22 protein-coding genes are annotated in these 18,302 nt (G+C 69.7%); 13 read left to right on the forward strand and 9 right to left on the reverse strand.

Annotated features, from left to right (window positions below):
• Positions 1-5 precede the first annotated feature (5 nt).
• Complete coding sequence (gene pcaH, locus ACWDU4_RS03130; protein ID WP_450112385.1) at positions 6-806, forward strand: protocatechuate 3,4-dioxygenase subunit beta; 801 nt, start codon at positions 6-8, stop codon at positions 804-806.
• Positions 803-1,396, forward strand: a complete 594-nt coding sequence (gene pcaG / locus ACWDU4_RS03135) for a protocatechuate 3,4-dioxygenase subunit alpha (protein WP_450112386.1) — start codon at positions 803-805, stop codon at positions 1,394-1,396. Before pcaH ends, pcaG begins: the two co-directional genes overlap by 4 nt.
• On the opposite strand, the gene ACWDU4_RS03140 is transcribed toward pcaG, so the two are convergent.
• Genes ACWDU4_RS03140 through ACWDU4_RS03165 form a run of 6 tightly spaced genes read right to left on the reverse strand, consistent with a single transcriptional unit; the run spans position 1,393 to position 5,861 of the window.
• Positions 1,393-2,391 (reverse strand): heme-dependent oxidative N-demethylase family protein, encoded by a 999-nt coding sequence (locus tag ACWDU4_RS03140; protein ID WP_450112387.1) that lies wholly within the window; start codon positions 2,389-2,391, stop codon positions 1,393-1,395. The two genes, pcaG and ACWDU4_RS03140, sit on opposite strands and share 4 nt — an antisense overlap.
• Before the next feature lie 26 nt (positions 2,392-2,417).
• Complete coding sequence (locus tag ACWDU4_RS03145) at positions 2,418-2,912, reverse strand: dimethylamine monooxygenase subunit DmmA family protein (RefSeq protein ID WP_450112388.1); 495 nt, start codon at positions 2,910-2,912, stop codon at positions 2,418-2,420.
• Positions 2,909-3,904, reverse strand: a complete 996-nt coding sequence (locus ACWDU4_RS03150) for a heme-dependent oxidative N-demethylase family protein (protein WP_450112389.1) — start codon at positions 3,902-3,904, stop codon at positions 2,909-2,911. The genes ACWDU4_RS03145 and ACWDU4_RS03150 overlap by 4 nt, the downstream gene beginning before the upstream one ends.
• Complete coding sequence (locus ACWDU4_RS03155; protein ID WP_450112390.1) at positions 3,901-4,890, reverse strand: PDR/VanB family oxidoreductase; 990 nt, start codon at positions 4,888-4,890, stop codon at positions 3,901-3,903. The genes ACWDU4_RS03150 and ACWDU4_RS03155 overlap by 4 nt, the downstream gene beginning before the upstream one ends.
• Positions 4,891-4,941: 51 nt before the next feature.
• Positions 4,942-5,460 (reverse strand): dimethylamine monooxygenase subunit DmmA family protein, encoded by a 519-nt coding sequence (locus ACWDU4_RS03160; protein WP_450112391.1) that lies wholly within the window; start codon positions 5,458-5,460, stop codon positions 4,942-4,944.
• A gap of 20 nt (positions 5,461-5,480) precedes the next feature.
• Positions 5,481-5,861, reverse strand: a complete 381-nt coding sequence (locus tag ACWDU4_RS03165) for an ethanolamine utilization protein (RefSeq protein WP_450112392.1) — start codon at positions 5,859-5,861, stop codon at positions 5,481-5,483.
• 319 nt (positions 5,862-6,180) lie between these two features.
• Here ACWDU4_RS03165 and glnT point away from each other — a divergent pair, with 319 nt between their 5' ends.
• The 9 genes from glnT (at position 6,181) to ACWDU4_RS03210 (ending at position 14,920) form a co-directional block, all read left to right on the forward strand.
• On the forward strand, positions 6,181-7,551 hold the full coding sequence (gene glnT, locus ACWDU4_RS03170) for a type III glutamate--ammonia ligase (protein ID WP_450112393.1): 1,371 nt from the start codon (positions 6,181-6,183) through the stop codon (positions 7,549-7,551).
• 33 nt (positions 7,552-7,584) lie between these two features.
• Positions 7,585-8,472 carry a glutamine amidotransferase gene (locus ACWDU4_RS03175; RefSeq protein ID WP_450112394.1) on the forward strand — a complete coding sequence of 296 codons (888 nt, stop codon included), beginning with the start codon at positions 7,585-7,587 and terminating at the stop codon, positions 8,470-8,472.
• Positions 8,473-8,572: 100 nt separating this feature from the next.
• Positions 8,573-9,274, forward strand: a complete 702-nt coding sequence (locus tag ACWDU4_RS03180) for a GltB/FmdC/FwdC-like GXGXG domain-containing protein (RefSeq protein WP_450112395.1) — start codon at positions 8,573-8,575, stop codon at positions 9,272-9,274.
• A 67-nt stretch (positions 9,275-9,341) separates the two neighbouring features.
• Positions 9,342-10,667, forward strand: a complete 1,326-nt coding sequence (locus ACWDU4_RS03185; protein ID WP_450112396.1) for an FMN-binding glutamate synthase family protein — start codon at positions 9,342-9,344, stop codon at positions 10,665-10,667.
• A 20-nt stretch (positions 10,668-10,687) separates the two neighbouring features.
• Entirely contained in the window at positions 10,688-10,987 is a 300-nt protein-coding gene (locus ACWDU4_RS03190) for a WhiB family transcriptional regulator (RefSeq protein ID WP_450112397.1), read from the forward strand.
• Positions 10,984-12,213: an allantoate amidohydrolase gene (locus tag ACWDU4_RS03195; RefSeq protein ID WP_450112398.1), complete on the forward strand. Its 1,230-nt coding sequence runs from the start codon at positions 10,984-10,986 to the stop codon at positions 12,211-12,213. The genes ACWDU4_RS03190 and ACWDU4_RS03195 overlap by 4 nt, the downstream gene beginning before the upstream one ends.
• Positions 12,214-12,252: 39 nt before the next feature.
• The gene (locus tag ACWDU4_RS03200; protein WP_450112399.1) at positions 12,253-12,795 is read left to right on the forward strand and encodes a HutD family protein; all 543 of its coding nucleotides are present in this window, start codon (positions 12,253-12,255) and stop codon (positions 12,793-12,795) included.
• Between the two features lie 169 nt (positions 12,796-12,964).
• Positions 12,965-14,158 (forward strand): NAD(P)/FAD-dependent oxidoreductase, encoded by a 1,194-nt coding sequence (locus ACWDU4_RS03205; RefSeq protein WP_450112400.1) that lies wholly within the window; start codon positions 12,965-12,967, stop codon positions 14,156-14,158.
• 114 nt (positions 14,159-14,272) lie between these two features.
• Complete coding sequence (locus tag ACWDU4_RS03210; RefSeq protein WP_450112401.1) at positions 14,273-14,920, forward strand: SDR family oxidoreductase; 648 nt, start codon at positions 14,273-14,275, stop codon at positions 14,918-14,920.
• Here the strand turns inward: ACWDU4_RS03210 and ACWDU4_RS03215 are convergent.
• Positions 14,910-15,269 (reverse strand): YybH family protein, encoded by a 360-nt coding sequence (locus ACWDU4_RS03215; RefSeq protein ID WP_450112402.1) that lies wholly within the window; start codon positions 15,267-15,269, stop codon positions 14,910-14,912. The two genes, ACWDU4_RS03210 and ACWDU4_RS03215, sit on opposite strands and share 11 nt — an antisense overlap.
• Before the next feature lie 95 nt (positions 15,270-15,364).
• Here ACWDU4_RS03215 and ACWDU4_RS03220 point away from each other — a divergent pair, with 95 nt between their 5' ends.
• The gene (locus ACWDU4_RS03220) at positions 15,365-16,234 is read left to right on the forward strand and encodes a LysR family transcriptional regulator (RefSeq protein ID WP_450112403.1); all 870 of its coding nucleotides are present in this window, start codon (positions 15,365-15,367) and stop codon (positions 16,232-16,234) included.
• A gap of 4 nt (positions 16,235-16,238) precedes the next feature.
• Here ACWDU4_RS03220 and ACWDU4_RS03225 read toward each other — a convergent pair whose 3' ends face one another.
• Positions 16,239-16,517 carry a DUF1905 domain-containing protein gene (locus ACWDU4_RS03225; RefSeq protein ID WP_450112404.1) on the reverse strand — a complete coding sequence of 93 codons (279 nt, stop codon included), beginning with the start codon at positions 16,515-16,517 and terminating at the stop codon, positions 16,239-16,241.
• Between the two features lie 162 nt (positions 16,518-16,679).
• Between ACWDU4_RS03225 and ACWDU4_RS03230 the strand changes: the two genes are divergently transcribed.
• Entirely contained in the window at positions 16,680-17,327 is a 648-nt protein-coding gene (locus tag ACWDU4_RS03230) for a helix-turn-helix domain-containing protein (RefSeq protein ID WP_450112405.1), read from the forward strand.
• 5 nt (positions 17,328-17,332) lie between these two features.
• Here the strand turns inward: ACWDU4_RS03230 and ACWDU4_RS03235 are convergent, their stop codons facing one another.
• Entirely contained in the window at positions 17,333-18,103 is a 771-nt protein-coding gene (locus ACWDU4_RS03235; protein WP_450112406.1) for an IclR family transcriptional regulator, read from the reverse strand.
• Positions 18,104-18,302: the final 199 nt, after the last annotated feature.

Raw genomic sequence — 18,302 nt, forward strand, 5'->3', positions numbered from 1 at the left:
CCGCTGTGACCACACCATCTGACCTCCGGGCGAGAGCATCCTCCGATGCCGCCGCATCGACCCAGTCGGAGATCCTCGCCGAGATCCGCGACATCGAGACGGAATACACCCATGGCGGCATCGAGGAGTTCCAGCCCCGCCTCGACTACCCGCCCTACCGGAGCAGCGTCCTGCGCCACCCGACGAAGGACCTGCACCACGCCGACCCCGAGGGCATCGAGCTCTGGGCGCCGGTCTTCGGCGACCAGGACGTCGATCCCCTCGAAGCGGACCTGACGATCCAGCACCGCGGCGAGCCCGTCGGCGAGCGCACGGTCGTCACCGGCCGGATCGTCGACGGCGAGGGCAGGCCGATCGCCGGGCAGCTCGTCGAGATCTGGCAGGCGAACGCGGGCGGCCGGTACATCCACAAGCGCGACCAGCACCACGCCGCGATCGACCCCAACTTCACCGGCGTCGGACGCTGCCTCACCGCCGCCGACGGTTCGTACCGCTTCACCACGATCAAGCCCGGACCGTACCCGTGGCGGAACCACCACAACGCCTGGCGGCCCGCGCACATCCACTTCTCGCTGTTCGGAACCGATTTCACGCAGCGGATGATCACCCAGATGTACTTCCCGGGCGACCCGCTGTTCGAGCTGGATCCCATCTTCCAGTCGATCACGGACCGGAAGGCGCGCGAACGCCTCGTCGCGCAGTACGACCACGACGTCACCTCGCACGAGTGGAGCACGGGCTACCGGTGGGACATCGTCCTGTCCGGCAGCGCCAAGACCTGGACGGAACCGGAGGATCACGCGTGAGCACCCACCTCTCCCCCACTGCCCTGCCCCCGACCCCGGGCCAGACGGTCGGACCGTTCTTCGGATACGCGCTGCCGTTCGACGGTGACAACGAGCTCGTCCCGCCGGCACACTGCGAGGGCGTCCGCCTGCACGGCCGGGTGCTCGACGGCAACGGCGACCCGGTGCCGGACGCGCTGCTCGAGATCTGGCAGGCAGGCCCGGACGGGCGGGTCGTGCAGCGTGCCGGCTCCCTGCACCGCGACGGCTGGACGTTCACCGGCTGGGGCCGCGCCTCGACCGACAACCAGGGCGCCTACTCGTTCTCGACGCTCGCTCCCGGGGTCGGCGAGGACGGCCGGCCGCCGTTCTTCGCGGTGACCGTGTTCGCACGAGGGCTGCTCAACCGGCTGTTCACCCGCGCCTACCTGCCCGCCGACGAGGGCGTGCTCGCCACCGATCCCCTGCTCGCGTCGCTCGAACCGCCGCGGCGCAGCACCCTCGTGACGACCCGGGACGCCGACGGCTACGTTTTCGACATCCGGCTCCAGGGCGAGAAAGAAACGGTCTTCCTGACCTACCGTGGCCGTTCGCCCGGCGCGACCTCCTAGCGGACGCCGCCGATTCGCGACCGTAGCCAGGCCATCGCGGGCATCCGGTAGCCGTCGATCCCCTTGTAGGCGGCGATGTCCGCTGGCAGTTCCTCGACGATGTCGGCGAGCTGGCCGGCCCACTCGGGGACGGTCGCGATCTCGGCGAGGGGCGCCATGTAGGTGCGGATGTTGAACACCAGCGCGCCGGTCATCGGCAGCCGGATCAGGTGCTCGAGTTCGATGCGCAACTGGATGCGGCCCCAGTCCTCGTCGGCGACCAGGCGCGGCATGTCGTGCATCCACCGCGGCATCGTCTCGAGGCTGGTGTCTCGCAGCCGGGAGCCGACCGCCGAGAACGTCCAGTTGACCCGCCGGTACACCTGGTCAGTGGTGAGCCTGCGCATGAACTGCTCGGCCCGGCCGGTCACCCCGCCGGGTGTCAGTCCCGGTACCGGCCGGTGGATCTCGTCGAAGCTCATGCCGATGTCGAACTTGACCGACCAGTCCGCGGACGAGGTGACGAGCGCGGCGTCGAACCACAACCGGCCGTCGCGTTCGGTGAGCAGCAGGATGTCGTCGGGCACCTGCCGTCCGATGAACGCCAGGGGGTGCTCGGGCAGGGTCCCGGCATTACCGAGCAGGAAGTCCTGGTCGATCCCGAGAAGCCGATTCACCCAACGGTATTCGGTGCCGTCCCGGTGCAGCTCCATCGTGTCCGGATACGACGACGCCAACTGCCCCATCAGGTAGAGCATCACGTCCCAGCAGGCGGGTGTCATGTGCGCAAGCACCTGTAGCCGTTCCGGATCCGCGGCCAGCACCGCCGCGCGGAGCGTCATCATCTCGACGTAGTCCGGGCCGAGGTCCACGACGTGCTCGCCCCAGCCGCCGGTCGCGGTGGCGGTGAAACGCGGGGCGGGCTCGACGTTGACGGCGTAGCGGAAGGTGTTCTCGTTCTCGGGGAACGGCCAGGGCAGCCGCTCGAGGTCACTGGCATGCACACTCGTGGTCAAACGTCACTCCTTCGATCGATCGAGGGTCAGGCGACCTCGGCCACCGCGCCGAGATAACTGCCGTGGTGCGACGAGCGGTGGGAACGCACCTCCAGCACGGTGCCGCACGACCGGCACGGGACACGGTCACCGGGCGCGGCGGCCGTGTCCGCCGCGGTGGCGCAGTGTGGGCAGAACACCGCGACGGCACCCGGCGCGGTGAGGTGGGTGGTCACCTCGCAGGGCAGCGCCCCCGCGGCCCGGACGCCGGCCACCGCGGCCATCACGTCCCGTTCCGGCCCCGCCAGCATCACGCGGGTGCCCGCGCTGGCGCCGAGCACCGCGGTCCGGACACGCTCGGCGTCGGCGTCGACCATCACGGTCGCGGTGCGGCCCAGCGCGATCGCCTGCGCGACCCATTCGGCGGCCACCCGGCGTCCGTCCGGACACCGACCGAGGGCGGCGACCAGGAACACCCGCCCGGCGCTGTCGATGGCGTCCGGTTCCCCGCCGACACCGCCGCGGTCGAATCCGGCGCTCACGCCGACACTCCCGCGTACTCGCGGAGCCAGGCGATGCCGGGACCCCGGGTCCGGGTGATGCCCTTGTAGTCGGCGATGTCGTCGGGCAGCTCGACGAGGACATCGTGCAGGCGCTGCGCCCATCCGGGCACGAGCGCGACCTCCTCGAACGGCAGCAGGTGGGTGCGGATCAGGAACATGATCGAACCGGAGGCCCCCAACCGGACCAGGTGCTGCACCTCCACCCTCAGGTGCAGGCGGGCGCCCACGTCGACGCCCGGGCCCTCCGCGACGAGCCGGCGGTCCCGGCCCCAGTCCGGATAGGTCTCGGTGGCGGTGTCCAGTCGCCGGTCCACGGTCAGGGTCCAGTTGGTCCGCCGATAGCGTTGTCCCGGTTGTAATCCCATCAGGAACTGTTGCGCGCGGGGGATTACTCCTTCCTCGTGCACGCGCGGGACCGGCCCGTGGATCTGAAGGAAGCTCATACCGACGTCGAAGCGCAGCGACCAGTCCGCCGCGAAGGTCACCAATCCGGCGTCACCCCAGAGCGCTCCCTCGCGTTGGTCGAGCAGGACCACGTCCTCCTGGATCTGCCCGCCGATGTAGCGCAGCGGCGCTTCGGGCAGGGTGTCGACGTCGCCATGGATGAACGACTGCCGACACCCGAGTTCAGCGTTGCTCCAGAGCCATCCGTCTCCCTCTCGTGTGAGCGAGAACCGGTCCGGGTAGGCGTGGGCGAGCATCCGCATCAGCGTCACCATCGCCTCCCACTGCGCGACGTCCATGTGCGACAAGGCCTGGAACCGGGACGGATCCCCCGACAGGATGCGCCGCCGCTCGGCGAGCTCCTCGTGGTACCACTCGTCGATGTCGACGGGATGCTCGCCCCAGCTCCCCGCCGCCGTGACCGCGCGGGTGCCTGCGGGCTCGACATTGGTGCTGTAGCGGTAGGTTTCGTGTGGGAACGGAAACGGAAACCGCACCACGCGGGCGGGCAGGGCAACGGCGGTCACAGGTCCACCTCGATTCGGTCACCGGCGGCGCGGGAGACGCACGGCATGAAGTGCGTGCCCGCACTCTTCTCCGACTCGGTCAGGTACAGGTCGCGATGTTGTGCGGCGCCACCGACCGTCGCGGTGCGACATTCGCCGCACACACCCTGGCGGCACAGGTTGGGCACCGGCACCCCGTGCTGCTCGAGCGCCTCGAGGGCGCTCACCCCCGCGGGCACCGGCACGTCGATCCCGCTGCGCCGCAGGCCCAGCGTGAACGGCTGCCCGGCGTCGAGGGCGCCGACACCGAAGTGTTCGTGGTGAATTCGGGCGGGTGGCCATCCGGCGTCGGCGGCGCGGGCGGTGAGCTCGTCGATGAGTGGCGCAGGACCGCACGCGTACAGGTGGGTGCCCAGCGGGCGGTCGAGCAGGGCGGGTGCCAGTTCCGTCCAGAGCTCGGCGGGCGTGTGAAAGGTGCGCAGCCGGTCACCGCACAGCTCGCGCAGTTCGCGCAGGTGCGGGCCGTCCCCGGGGCGGAAGACGTAGTGCACCTCGAACGATCGTCCCCACGTGGACGCCGCCCGGACATGCGACAGGATCGGGGTGACCCCGATGCCGCCGGCGACGAGCAGGTGATGTCGTGCCGTCAGGACCGGAGCGAAAGCGCTACGCGGACGGCCGATCTCGACGGTGTCACCGGGTGCCAGGTCGTGGATCCAGCGGGAGCCTCCCCGGCCGGCTGGGTCGAGCCGCACCGAGATCTCGTACGCGTCGGGTTCGAGTTCGGGCCCGGTCAGCGAGTACGAGTTGCGTCGGGGGCGCCCGTCGTCGTCGACCCCACAGGTCACCACGACGTGACTGCCCGGGGTGAAGGACGGCAAGGGCGCACCCTCCGGATCGACGAGGCGCAGATGACGCACACCGTCGGCGGGCATGCCGACGGCAGCGACCACGAGTACCCGGGTCGGTGCGTCACCCCGCACACGGATGTCGGACGTCTGCGTCATGGAGATTCCTCCGTCATCGGCGTCATGGAGATTCCTCCGTCATCGGTGTCATCAGCGATCCTCCGCATCGATCATGTAGCCGAGGTACGCGCCGGTCCGGCGCGACAGATGGTGGTAGACAACGAGATCGGCCGCACATTCGGGGCATCGAGTCAGCCCGCCGACGGGCACCGCCACCGAGTGGACGGTCGCGCAGTGCGCGCAGTGCACCCGGCGGACGTCGGCGTCCGCTCCCCGAGCCGGAACGACCTCGGCGAGGATCTCCTCGCTCAGCAGGCCCGCGGCGAGGGCGCGGGCCTGCGCCGCGAGCACCGGCTCCTCGGCGCCGACCAGGACCAGTCGCCAGCCGACCCGGGCGGCGACGAGCTGCCGGTCCAGGACGTCGCCGGCGAGTTGGGTCCACCCGGGCGGCAGGCGCAGCCAGTTCACCCGGGTGCCGGAGAAGCCCGCGACCAGCTCGTTCGCCCGGTGGCGGGCCTCGCCACCGAACGACAGAACGGTGACGACCCGGCCACCGTCGGCGACGTCCACCCGTTCCGAGTGCCAGCGCCCGACGCTGGTGGTGTCCATGCAGACGGTCACCACGCCCCCTAGGGCGCGAAGGTGCGCTGGCCGACGTAGAACGCCAGTGCACCGGATGGGGTGGTGAACCGGATACGCGAGCCCTTGGGGAAGAAGATCGCATCCCGGGGCCCGGCGACCTCGACCTGTCCGGTGTCGAGGTTCTCCAGCCGGAATTCGCCGTCGAGGACCACCTTCATCTCGTCGTACTCGTAGGTGTAGTCGAGTGGGGCGTCGGTCGGGTCGAGCTTGAAGTACCCCGCAGCCATCTCCGAGCCGTCCGGGTTGGGGTAGACGTCGTCGATGTAGCCCTCGGTGCCGGGGAACTCCGCCACCGGCATCTGAGGAAGCGTCCTCCAGAAGTCGGAGGTGACGCGGAACGCGGGGACCGTGGTGGTGCCGTCTGCCATGAGAACTCCTGGTCACGGGGCCGGCCGAACAGGCCGGAGAAGCAAGGGGAAGGAAGAACGCCGAATCGCTGGCGTGAAACAGACACTACTGAGAGGAAACACACAGCGAGGTTGCGTCGGGATAAATCGATGTAACCAAATCCTCTCGACCGCAACCGAATTGCCCTCGCCGTGCCGCCAGCGAAGTCGTCACCGCAACCTGACGTGGCCGTAACACGACCGTCACGGATGCTATGTTTCCTGGTATTCGACAGCGATTCACCTAATGAAACTTCCTCACTGATTCATTACTTCGCAGCCGAGAAGACCAGGAGCCCCGATGACGCTCGACACCACCGATCTGAACGTGACGCGTCTGCCCTCATCCACCGACCTCACACCGACCGGCACCGATCTCGCCGGCCTCGCTCGCGCCACCGGTACCCGCTTCATCCTCGCGGTCTTCGTCAATCTCGCAGGCAAGCCGTGCGCGAAGCTGGTTCCCGTCGAATCGGTCGACGAGCTGGCCACCGAGGGAGTCGGTTTCGCGGGTTACGCGGCCGGCGCGATGGGACAGGAGCCCAAGGATCCCGACCTGGTCGCGATCCCCGACCCCTCCTCGTTCACCCCGATCCCGTTCGTCCGCTCCGGCCTGGCGCTCGTCCACTGCGACCCGCACGTCGAGGGCAAGCCCTGGCCGTACGCCCCGCGGGTCATCCTGAAGTCGGCGCTCGCTCGCGCCGCCGCTCAGGGTCTCGAGGTGAACGTCGGCGCCGAGATCGAGTACTTCCTGGTCAACAAGGACGAGGACGGCGGCCTGCGCACCGCCGACGCACTCGACACGTCCCGACAGCCCTGCTACGACGCCCGCGACGTCACCCGGATGTACGAGCACCTGACCTCGATCTCCACCGCCATGAACGAGCTCGGCTGGGGCAACTACGCCAACGACCACGAGGACGGCAACGGTCAGTTCGAGCAGAACTTCAACTACTCGGACGCGCTGACCACCGCCGACCGGGTGGTGACCCTGCGCTACCTGATCTCGGTCCTCGCCGAGGAACGCGGCATGACCGCCACCTTCATGCCGAAGCCGTTCGCCGACCGCACCGGCAGCGGACTGCACATGCACCTGTCCCTGTGGCGTGACGGCGAGTCCGCCTTCCCGGACGCCTCCGACCCCCGCGGCCTCGGGCTCTCGCAGACCGCGTACTCCTTCATCGCGGGCATCCTCGAGCACGCCTGCGCACTGCAGGGAGTGATCGCGCCGACGGTCAACTCCTACAAGCGAACCGGCGCCACCGCGACGAGCAGCGGCGCCACCTGGTCGCCGCGCCGGGCCACCTACGGCGGCAACGATCGCACCCACTACCTGCGCGTGCCGGACCACAACCGCGTCGAACTGCGCGGCGGCGACGGCTCGGCGAACCCCTATCTCGCCGCGGCGGCCGCGATCGTGGCCGGGCTCGACGGAATCGAACGCAACCTCGACCCGGGCGAGCCGGGTGCGGGAGCCGGGCCGGGCACCCTGCCGATGACCCTGCTGCACGCGATGGACGCGCTCGCCGCCGATCCCGTCGTCTGCGGGGCACTCGATGCCGCCGGCCCCGGGGTCGCCGACTACTTCACCGGCCTCAAGCGCGAGGAGTTCTTCCGGTGGCACAACTCGGTGACCCTCTGGGAGGTCGAGACCTACCTCACCGCCTTCTGACCAACCCGAACCCCCCTGACAAGGAGACTGCCCATGTGCGGCATCGTCGGGCTCCACCTTCGCGAGCCCTCCCTGCACCCTCGACTGGGTGAACTGTTGACCGGCATGCTCGGCGAGATGGTCGACCGCGGACCCGATTCCGCGGGCATGGCCATCTACGGCGACCCCGCCTTCTCCCCCGCCGGCCACGCCGCGGTGTCGGTGCTCGGCGCGGAGCCCGGCCTGGCCACCGCCGCGAGCGCGGTGCTCGGCGTGGGGGTCACCGCGATCGAACTGCCACCGACGACGGTGCTGCACGCCCCGGTCCCGGCCCACGAGCTCACCACCGTGATCCGTTCCGTCGCACCGGACGCCACCGTCATCGGATTCGGCGACGAGGTCACCGTGCTCAAGGGCATGGGCGACCCGCTCGATCTGGCCCGCGGATTCGGCCTGCCCGCAGCAATCGGCTGGCAGGGTGTGGGCCACACCCGCATGGCAACCGAGTCCGCGGTCACGGCCGCCGGCTCGCATCCGTTCGCCGTCGGTCCGGACCAGTGCCTGGTGCACAACGGGTCGTTCTCCAACCACCTGTCGGTCAAGCGTGAACTCGAGGCGGAGGGCATCGAATTCGACAGCGAGAACGACACCGAGGTCGGCGCTCGCTTCGTCGCCAAGCATCTCGCCGAGGGCGCGGACCTCGAGAAGGCACTGCGTCTGCTCGGCGAGCGTTTCGACGGCTTCTACACCCTGCTGGTTTCCACCTCCGATTCCTTTGCAGTGGTACGTGATCCGATCGCCTGCAAACCCGCGATCGTCGCCGAGACGGACGCCTACGTCGCGATGGCCTCGGAGTTCCGCGCCCTGGCGCACCTGCCGGGCATCGCCGACGCGCACCTGTTCGAACCCGAACCGGACCGCGTCTACGTCTGGAACCGCTGACGCTCTGCGTCCGACAGCACCGACGCTCTGCGTCCGACAGCACCGACGCCATGCGCCTGGCAGCGCTGACCCGACATCCCCACACCCTTCGGAGCCGACCGTGACCCTCACCGACACCCACACCGTCACCACCTCGTACGACCTGGCCGAGATCTCGACGCGTGAGCTCAACGCCGCGCTGCACGCCACCGAGTCCCCCGCCACCGTGCGGGTCGTCAACCCGCAGGGCGCCCACGCCCTCGCCTGCGGCCTGGACCGCCCCCTCGACGTCACCATCGAGGGCCACACCGGCTACTACACCGCCGGAATGAACAAGCATGCCTCGGTCACCATCGCGGGCAATGCCGGCGTCGGCGTCGGCGAGAACATGATGTCCGGCACCGTCCGGGTCACCGGCGACGCCTCGCAGTCCGCGGGTGCCACAGCGCACGGCGGACTGCTGGTGATCGAAGGCAATGCCGCAGCCCGCTGCGGGATCTCGATGAAGGGCGTCGACATCGTCGTCGGCGGCGACATCGGCCACATGAGCGCTTTCATGGGCCAGGCCGGTCGGCTCGTCGTCCTCGGTGATGCCGGTGAGGCGCTCGGCGATTCGCTGTACGAGGTGCGGATCTACGTGCGCGGCACCGTCGCCTCGCTCGGCGCGGACTGCGTCAAGAAGGAGATGCGTCCCGAGCACCTCCAGGAACTGCGCGAACTGCTGGACGCGGCCGGCCTCGACGCCGACCCGGCCGATTTCACCCGCTACGGCTCGGCCCGCAACCTCTACCACTTCCACGTCGACAACGCTTCCGCGTACTGACCGTCCGGCGCACCACACCCGCCACTTCCGCGATACACCCTGCCTTTTCAGCACCCAGGAGTACACCATGACGACGTTCCAGCCCGGTCTCCGCGAGTCGGCCACCTTCGACCGCAGCGTCATCCACGAGATCCAGCGTGCCGCCGACACCGGTATCTACGACATCCGCGGCTGGGGCGCCAAGCGCAAGGTCCCGCACTTCGACGATCTGCTGTTCCTCGGCGCGTCGATGTCGCGCTACCCGCTCGAGGGCTACCGCGAGAAGTGCGAGACGGACGTCGTGCTCGGTGACCGGAACGCGAAGTACCCGCTGCACCTCGAGACTCCGGTCACCATCGCCGGCATGAGCTTCGGTGCGCTCTCGGGCCGGGCCAAGGAGGCACTCGGCCGCGGAGCCAGCGAGGTCGGAACGTCGACGACCACCGGTGACGGCGGCATGACCCCGGAGGAGCGCGGCCAGTCCAAGCACCTGGTCTACCAGTACCTGCCGTCGCGTTACGGCATGAACCCCGACGACCTGCGCAAGGCCGACGCAATCGAGATCGTTCTCGGTCAGGGCGCAAAGCCGGGTGGCGGCGGAATGCTGTTGGGCCAGAAGATCACCGAGCGGGTCGCCGGGATGCGCACCCTGCCGGTCGGCATCGACCAGCGCAGTGCGTGCCGGCACCCGGACTGGACCGGGCCGGACGACCTGGCCATCAAGATCATCGAGCTGCGTGAGATCACCGGCTGGGAGAAGCCCATCTATGTGAAGGTCGGCGCCACCCGCACCTACTACGACGTCAAGCTCGCGGTGAAGGCCGGAGCCGACGTCGTCGTGGTCGACGGCATGCAGGGCGGCACCGCCGCCACCCAGGACGTGTTCATCGAGCACGTCGGCATCCCGACCCTGGCCGCGATCCCGCAGGCCGTGCAGGCGCTGCAGGAGATGGGCATGCACCGCACCCCCGGCGGCGTGCAGCTGATCGTGTCGGGCGGCATCCGGTCCGGCGCCGACGTCGCCAAGGCGATGGCGCTCGGCGCCGACGCGGTTGCGATCGGCACCGCGGCCCTCATCGCGCTGGGCGACAACGACCCCAAGTACCAGGCCGAGTACGAGAAGCTGGGCTCGGCCGCCGGCTTCTACGACGACTTCCAGGACGGCAAGGACCCGGCCGGCATCACGACCCAGGACCCGGAGCTGCAGGCCCGCTTCGATCCCATCGAGGGCGGCCGCCGCCTCGCCAACTACCTGCGGGTGCTCACCATGGAGGCGCAGACCATCGCCCGTGCCTGCGGTAAGTCGCACCTGCGCAACCTCGAGCCGCAGGACCTCGTCGCGCTGACCGTCGAGGCGTCCGCGATGGCCCGCGTCCCGCTCGCCGGAACCACCTGGATCCCAGGCCGGATGTGAACCGGGACCACCCCGTCACGTTGCCCACTCCCGTCGTCGAGGCGTGGGAGTGGCAACTGCGGGCCCGGTGCCGCACCCACGACGTCGACTTCTTCGGCGAGACACCGGAACTGGTGCGCCACGCCAAGTCGGTCTGCGCCGGCTGTCCGGTGCGGGAGGAGTGCCGCTGGTTCGCGGCGCGGGCGGGCGAGACCCACGGCGTGTGGGGCGGGGTGTCGGCCGACGAGTTGCCAAGGTACCGATGGCTCCCCCCGCCGCACTCACTCCTCCGCGCGCACTGGGACCACACAGCACACATTTCGAGAGGACAGACCGCATGACCGCATTCGACTCGCTCTGGGCGTCGATCATCGACGTCGGCAAGCACGCGACGACCGGCGGCTACCGACGATTCGCCTGGAGCGAAGCCGATCTCACCCTCCGCGAGTGGTTCCGCGGCTGCGCCGCCCAGCGTGGCATGGATGTCGAGGAGGACCGGAACGGCAACCTGTGGGCCTGGTGGCTGCCCGAGGACTGGGTCGGGGATCCGACCGGCGCCTTCGTGACCGGCTCGCACCTGGACTCGGTCCCCGACGGCGGCGCCTTCGACGGTCCGCTCGGCGTGGTGTCGGCCTTCGCCGCGGTGGACCTGCTCCGCGAGCGCGGCGTCCTCCCGACGGTTCCGATCGCGATCGCCGCGTTCTCCGACGAGGAGGGGGCACGGTTCGGGGTGGCCTGTGTCGGCAGCCAGCTCACGACCGGGGCACTGACCGCCGAGCGGGCCCTCGGGCTGCGCGACCGGGACGGAATCACGCTCGCGGAGGCCATGGCCCGGGCCGGCCGCCTACCCGCGCACGTCGGTGTCGACGACACCCTGGTCGACCGGGTCGGCGTGTACGTCGAGCTGCACGTCGAGCAGGGACGCGCACTCGACCTCGTCGACAGGCCGATCGCAGTCGCGTCGTCGATCTGGCCGCACGGCCGGTGGCAGTTCACCTTCACCGGGGAGGCCAACCACGCCGGCGCGACCCGACTGGTCGACCGCCGGGATCCGATGCTTGCCTATGCGTCGTCCGTGCACAGTGCGCGATCCTGCGCCGCCGGCCTCGGCGCGGTCGCCACATTCGGCAAGCTCGAGGTTCTTCCCAACGGCGCCAACGCGATTCCGTCGGAGATCAAGGCCTGGCTCGACGCTCGCGCCGCCGACGAGGAGACGTTGACCAAGCTGGTCGCCGAGATCGAGGCGGACGCCCGCCTGCACTGCCTTCCGGATGGGATCGGTCTCGACGTCTTCACCGAGTCGATCACGCCGATCGTGGAGTTCCCGCCCGAACCGCGCGAACGCCTGCGCCGCGCCCTCTCCCACCTCGGTGACATCCCGGTCCTGCCGACCCAGGCTGGACACGACGCCGGCATCCTGTCCGAGAAGGTGCCGACCGCGATGCTGTTCGTGCGCAACCCGACCGGGGTGTCGCACTCCCCCCACGAGTTCGCCGAAGCCGACGACTGCAACATCGGGGCGCAGGCCCTGGCCGACGTCATGGAGGACTGGACGGCGGGCTCGTAGATGCCGATCCGGGTGGTCCATGACACCGACCGCCGACGGGTGGTCCATGACACCGACCGCCGACGGGCGCCGTGGCGCAACGGCGCCGGGGCGACCGAGGAGGTCGCGATCGGGCCGGACTCGGTTGGCGGGCAGCCGATCTGGCGGATCAGCCTGGCCGATCTGGGTGACGCGCCGAGCAAGTTCTCGGCCTTCCCCGGGGTCGACCGGATCTTCACCGTCGTCGGCGCGCACGGCGTGACTCTGGACCGGGGACGACACGGACCGGAACCGTTGACGCCCTGGCGTCCCCACGCGTTCGCGGGCGAGGACGCGCCCCGGTGCGTCCCGGCCGGGAACACGCGCGCGTTCAATGTGATGACCGAGCGCGGAGCGGCCACCGCGACCGTCGAGCCGGTACGCGTGGACGGTCCGCTGCGCACCCACGCGGACGAGGTGACCGCGCTGTTCGTGCGGGCCGGTGCGGTGCACGCCGGGCCCGAGCGGGCCGCTCCTGGCGACTGCATCGTCGTCCGGAACGAGGCGATCGACCTGTTCGGCGCCGCCGACGGCCTGGTCGTCCGCATTCGAACGACCGGGTGAGGCGGAGCCGTCACCACCGTCCCACGAGAGTTAACACCTTTGTCATGCACTGGAGGTTTCCTGGTAGAAGACGACGATTCATAATTGGAAACGCCCGAGACTCGCGAACCACCCGACCACCCCACAGCCCTCCCCGCCCGGGAGGCCCTCTCCCCGAAGGATCCTCACCGTGACGGACACGACCAAGTTCTTGATCGTCGGCGGCGGCCTCGAAGGTCTTGCCATCGCCTACTCGCTCGCCGACCGAGGCGAGACCGACGTGCTGGTGCTCGAGCGCGACACCCTGTGCTCCGGTATGACCGGCAAGTCCAGCGGCGTCGTCCGGTGCCATTACGGCACACCGTCGCTGGCCGCGATGTCCTGGTACGGCGTGGACATCTTCACTCGCGCGACCGAGATCTTCGGCGACGACATGGCATTCCGGCAGTGCGGTTACGTCGTCGGCGTCGGCGAGAACAACGTCAAGCCGCTCGAGGCGAACATCGAGATGATGCAGTCGCTGGGTATCGCGACCGAGTTCATAGCCCACGACAAGATGGCCGAGCTCTGGCCGGGGATGAACCTGGACGACTTCGCGCTCTTCGCCTACGAGCCGCTAGGCGGTCGTGGTGAGGCCTACATGACCGGCATGGCGTTCGCCGCGACTGCGCGGAAGATGGGCGTGAAGATCCGGCAGAGCACCCCGGTCGTCTCGCTCCTGCAGAACGACTCGGGACGCGTCTACGGCGTCACGCTGGCCGACGGCTCGGAGGTCCACGCCGAGCACGTCATCGTCGCGGCCGGCCCGTGGACGCCGGCCCTCGTCGCCGGGGTGGGCGTCGATGTCGACGTCAAGGCGCAACGCGCACAGCTGGTGCTCGTCGATCAGGGCGTTCCCACCCCCGAGGTTCCCGTGCTGTCCGACCTCGCGGGTCTGCAGTACATCTGCCGGGAACCGAACGGCGAACTCCTGGTGGGCAATTCCGACCACCAGGCGCCGGAGTACATCGACCCCGACAACTACAGCAACCGCGCGGACGACAGCACCATCGAGAAGAACATCATGAAGCTGGGCAACCGCTTGCCCGACATGCCGGATCCGCGGATCACCAGCAGCTACGTCGGCGCCTACGACGTGACGCCGGACTACAACCCGATCATCGGTCCCGCTCCCGTGGACGGTCTGTTCCTGGCCACCGGCTTCTCCGGCCACGGATTCAAGATCTCCCCCGCCGTCGGCAAGCTCGTCGCCGACATGCTCCTCGACGACGGAAAGACCACCCTGCCGAACGTCAACCCGCACGACTTCCGATACTCCCGCTTCGAGGAGGGTGACCTGCTGCTGAGCCTGAACCAGTACGAGGGCGCCGGCGAAATGCGCTAGGCGCCGCCGGCACCTGTGCGCCTTCTCGGTGGTCCCAACTACCGAAAAGGTGCACGGGTGCGGAGCGCCTGTAGGTTGGGACGCGGCCCCGGATTCCCGACGGAAGGAACGGTCATGGCACGCGTCGGCGTCATCGGTGGACACGGGAAGGTGGCCCTGCACCTCGAGCGGATCCTGAGCGGACGCGGCGACGAGGTGACCGCGCTGATCCGCAATCCCGACCACGCCGCGGATGTCGAAGCGACCGGCGCCCGGCCGGTGGTCGCGGATGTCGAGAGCATGACCACCGCGCAGATCGCGGAGGCGCTACGCGGCCACGACGCCGTCGTGTGGTCGGCCGGCGCGGGCGGCGGCGACCCGGCGCGCACCTACGCCGTGGACCGGGACGCCGCGATCCGCTCGATGGACGCGGCAGCGGCGGCCGGAGTGCGTCGCTACGTGATGGTCTCCTACCTCGGATCCCGGCCCGACCACGGTGTCCCCCCGGACAACTCGTTCTTCGCCTACGCGGAGGCCAAGGCTGCCGCCGACGATCACCTGCGCAGCACCGACCTGGACTGGACCGTCCTCGGCCCCGGCACCCTCACCCTCGAACCGGGCACCGGGCGCATCGAGGTGAGCCCGACCCCGGCGGCCACGTCGGTACCGCGCGAGGACGTCGCGCAGGTGGTCGCCGCCGGCCTCGCCGATCCGACCACCATCGGCCGCACCATCCCGTTCAACTCCGGTCCGACGCCCATCGCCGAGGCGATCACCCGCTGACGGGGACGAACTCGGGCTGGTCCAGGACGCGCAGCCAGCTGCCGTCGGGCTGACGCCGGACCACCTGCGCTCGGGCACCGGCGCCGTCCCTCGGCGGCGTCGACGTCAACGCGAGATCACCGCAGACCAGCGTCGGCAGCGGCTCCTCGGCCTCGAAGTGCGGCCGGTTGGCGAGCACGGACTGCCAGAGTGCCTGGATCGCCGCCCGTCCGACGGTGGTGCGGCCAGGCGGGTACGCCATCACCGCGTCCTCCGCGTACAGGGCGGCGACCCCGGCGGCGTCCCCGGCATTGGAGCGCTCGACGAACAGCCGGGTGATGTCCTCGGGTCGCATCGCCTTCTCGTACATGGGTTCCTCCTGCCATCGGTTCGACACCTCCAGCCTCGCCACCCACAGTTCAGAAGTCCAACAGATGGATCTGATCAGAACTAGAATCTGAAGTTATGGACTTGAGGCAGCTGGAGTACTTCGTCGCGGTCGCCGAGGAGCGCAACTTCACTCGCGCCGCCCAGCGGGTGCACATCAGCCAGTCCGGGGTCAGCGCTCAAATCCGCGCTCTCGAGCGCGAACTCGGCGCCGAACTGTTCGACCGCTCCACCCGCAGCGTGACGTTGACCGTCGCGGGCAAGGCCGCGCTCGAGCACGCCCGCGCCGCACTGGCGTCGACGGAGGCGCTGGGACAGGCCGTCGGTGAGGTCACCGATCTGATCCGTGGGCAGCTCACCGTCGGGATGGTCGTCGGCTGCACGATCACACCGCTGTTCGACGCGCTCGCCCGGTTCCACCTTGCCCATCCCGGAGTGGAACTGACTCTGACCGAGGACAACTCGGATCGGCTTCTGGGCGCGGTTCGTGACGGCACCGTCGACCTGGCGCTGGTCGGCACGGCCACGGCCCCCACCGACCTCGAATCGCTCACCGTCGTCAGCGAACCGCTGGTCGTCGCAGTACCCGCCGATCATCGGCTTGCCCGACGCCGGACTGTCACCCTGCGCGACGTATGCACCGACACCGTCGTGTGCATGCCGCCGGGCACCGGCCTGCGGTCCGTCTTCGACAATGCCTGCACCGCAGCGGGACTGACACCGCGGATCGGCCTGCAGGCGGGTGCCTCCGACGCGATCGCGGACCTCGCCGCGCGCGGTCTCGGGGTGGCGATCCTCAGCGAGTCGATGGCCTCCGCCCACCCCCATCTCGTCGCCCGCGCTGTTGACGACCTGGACGCTCCCGCGCTGCTGGCGCTGGTGTGGCAGAACGCCAACCGGCCCGCGGTCCGCGAACTGCTCGCGCACTGCCGCCGCGCATTCGCATGAGCCGTCAGCCCAGGCGTTCGAGCAGTCGCACGGTCACGTCGCCCCCGGCCTGCTTGCCGATCGCGTCCCGCACCGACGCCTTGACCGGCAACTTGTGGGTGCCGTCGCCGAGGGCCATGAACGAACTCTCGAACGGGTGCCCGTCGACGGTTCCGCGGACCTTCACCAGTCCGCGGGTACCGAAGTACGCGACGGACTCAGGCCACACCAGGTACGTCCAGCCGCCCTTCGCCGGGCTCTTGACCAGCGTGGCGACGAACTCTCGATCCAGGGCAGTGGTCATGACACGCCTCCTCACGTGAGTGTCCCTCTGGAGGGTTGGACCGCGCGAGCGGCCGGAACTCATCGCACACAGCGTCACCGAAAGGCTTGCAGCGCGCCGTGCCGACTGCGGCTTGCAGCGCGCCGTGTCCACTGCCGGGAAACACCCCGCTAGGCTGGGTGGATGGCCAGCCCGAAGCGCCCCGTGCACCACGACACCGCGCAGCGCGAGGTGCCTGCGGACACCCCGACCGGCGTCGACCTCGAACGCGTCATCGCCGAACAGGTCCGCAAGCTCCGGCTGGCGAGCGGGCTGTCCGTCGGCGACATGGCCGCGAAGATCGGGATCTCGAAGGCAATGCTCTCGAAGATCGAGAACGCGCAGACCTCGTGCAGCCTCTCGACCCTCGCCCGGCTCGCCGCCGGCCTGGACGTGCCTGTGACGTCCCTGTTCCGCGGCGCGGACTCGACGCGGGACGCGGTGTTCACGTCGGCCGGGCAGGGCGCCGAGATCGTCGGCCGCGGCACCCGGGTCGGTCACCACTACGAGATGCTCGGGGCGCTGCGCGGGCAGCACAAACGACTCGAGCCGGTGCTGGTGACGCTGAACAACGCCAGCGAGGTGTTCCCGCTGTTCCAACACCCGGGCACCGAACTGCTGTACATGCTCGAGGGTGAGATGGTCTACGGCCACGGCGAGAACGAGTACCGGCTGCGCCCCGGGGACGCTCTACTCCTCGACGGCGAGGGCCTGCACGGGCCGAACGAGTTGGTCGAGTTGCCGATTCGATTCCTCGCCGTGACCGCCTACCCGGACAACCACCAGGGCTGACGGCGTCAGCGCCCCCGCCGCAGCCGCAGCGTCAGCCGGTGCGCCTGGCGCAGCAGCAGTTCCCCGAGCTCCTTCCGCCGTTCGAGCGGGAACCGGGATTCCACACCGGTCAGACTCAGCGCCCACGCGGGCTGCTCGGCGGTGTCGAACACGGCCGCGCCCATGCCCCAACTGCCCTCGACGAGCAGCCCGGGATTGACGCAGTACCCGGTCAGCCGGGTGGCGTCGATCCGCTCCCGAATGCCCTCGGAGCTGTGGTCGGAGCCCCACGCGGCGGTCAGCTCGTGACGGCCGAGGTACTCGTCGATCTCCCGGTCCGGCAGGTGCGACAGGATGACCAGCCCCGCGGACGCGACCCCGAGCGGCAGCCGGATACCGACGTGCAGGACGTGTGAGCGCAGCGGGAAACTGCCCTCTTCCCGGGCGATGCACACCGTCTCGTCGCCCCGCCGGGCCGAGAGGAACGCGCTCTCCCCGGTCTCGCGGGCCAGGTCTCGCAGGATGTCGCGGGCGACGTCGGTGATGTCGTAGCGGCCCGCGGCCTGCGCCCCAAGCAGATACAGCTCCGGCCCGAGCGACCACCGGCCCGTCTTGTGGTCCCGGTCGACCAGCCCCTCCTCGGCCAGCGAGGTCAGCAGCCGGTGCGCGGTGGGCCGGGCCAGGTCCGTGGCACGGGCGAGGTCGGAGGTGGACGCGCCGCCCGGCTCCACCGCCGAGATGGCTCGCAGCAGGGCACCGACCCGACGGATCACCTGAGGCTTGAGTGTGTCCTCCATGCCCCCGATCATACGTTCACTCAGTGAACGCATGTTTCGGAGCAGTCCACCAAACGAGCACTCTGGTCCGATTCACGATCTGCTCTTGAACCCCTGCGACCTGCGCACTTAAGTGTCGAGGAGGAAGTCCCCGCGACGTCCGCCGGATGAACACCATTCGAGGACAGGACCGCGGGATGCCACCCGAGTGGAAGGACTG

It is taken from the genome of Rhodococcus sp. NPDC003348, assembly GCF_053589375.1.

Excerpts from the sequence above, each read along its gene's own strand:
- ACWDU4_RS03155 (WP_450112390.1), bottom strand. The coding sequence starts at position 4,890 with ATGACGCAGACGTCCGACATCCGTGTGCGGGGTGACGCACCGACCCGG.
- ACWDU4_RS03160 (WP_450112391.1), bottom strand. The coding sequence starts at position 5,460 with ATGGACACCACCAGCGTCGGGCGCTGGCACTCGGAACGGGTGGACGTC.
- ACWDU4_RS03165 (WP_450112392.1), bottom strand. The coding sequence starts at position 5,861 with ATGGCAGACGGCACCACCACGGTCCCCGCGTTCCGCGTCACCTCCGAC.
- glnT (WP_450112393.1), top strand. The coding sequence starts at position 6,181 with ATGACGCTCGACACCACCGATCTGAACGTGACGCGTCTGCCCTCATCC.
- ACWDU4_RS03175 (WP_450112394.1), top strand. The coding sequence starts at position 7,585 with ATGTGCGGCATCGTCGGGCTCCACCTTCGCGAGCCCTCCCTGCACCCT.
- ACWDU4_RS03185 (WP_450112396.1), top strand. The coding sequence starts at position 9,342 with ATGACGACGTTCCAGCCCGGTCTCCGCGAGTCGGCCACCTTCGACCGC.
- ACWDU4_RS03195 (WP_450112398.1), top strand. The coding sequence starts at position 10,984 with ATGACCGCATTCGACTCGCTCTGGGCGTCGATCATCGACGTCGGCAAG.
- ACWDU4_RS03210 (WP_450112401.1), top strand. The coding sequence starts at position 14,273 with ATGGCACGCGTCGGCGTCATCGGTGGACACGGGAAGGTGGCCCTGCAC.
- ACWDU4_RS03215 (WP_450112402.1), bottom strand. The coding sequence starts at position 15,269 with ATGTACGAGAAGGCGATGCGACCCGAGGACATCACCCGGCTGTTCGTC.
- ACWDU4_RS03220 (WP_450112403.1), top strand. The coding sequence starts at position 15,365 with ATGGACTTGAGGCAGCTGGAGTACTTCGTCGCGGTCGCCGAGGAGCGC.
- ACWDU4_RS03225 (WP_450112404.1), bottom strand. The coding sequence starts at position 16,517 with ATGACCACTGCCCTGGATCGAGAGTTCGTCGCCACGCTGGTCAAGAGC.
- ACWDU4_RS03230 (WP_450112405.1), top strand. The coding sequence starts at position 16,680 with ATGGCCAGCCCGAAGCGCCCCGTGCACCACGACACCGCGCAGCGCGAG.
- ACWDU4_RS03235 (WP_450112406.1), bottom strand. The coding sequence starts at position 18,103 with ATGGAGGACACACTCAAGCCTCAGGTGATCCGTCGGGTCGGTGCCCTG.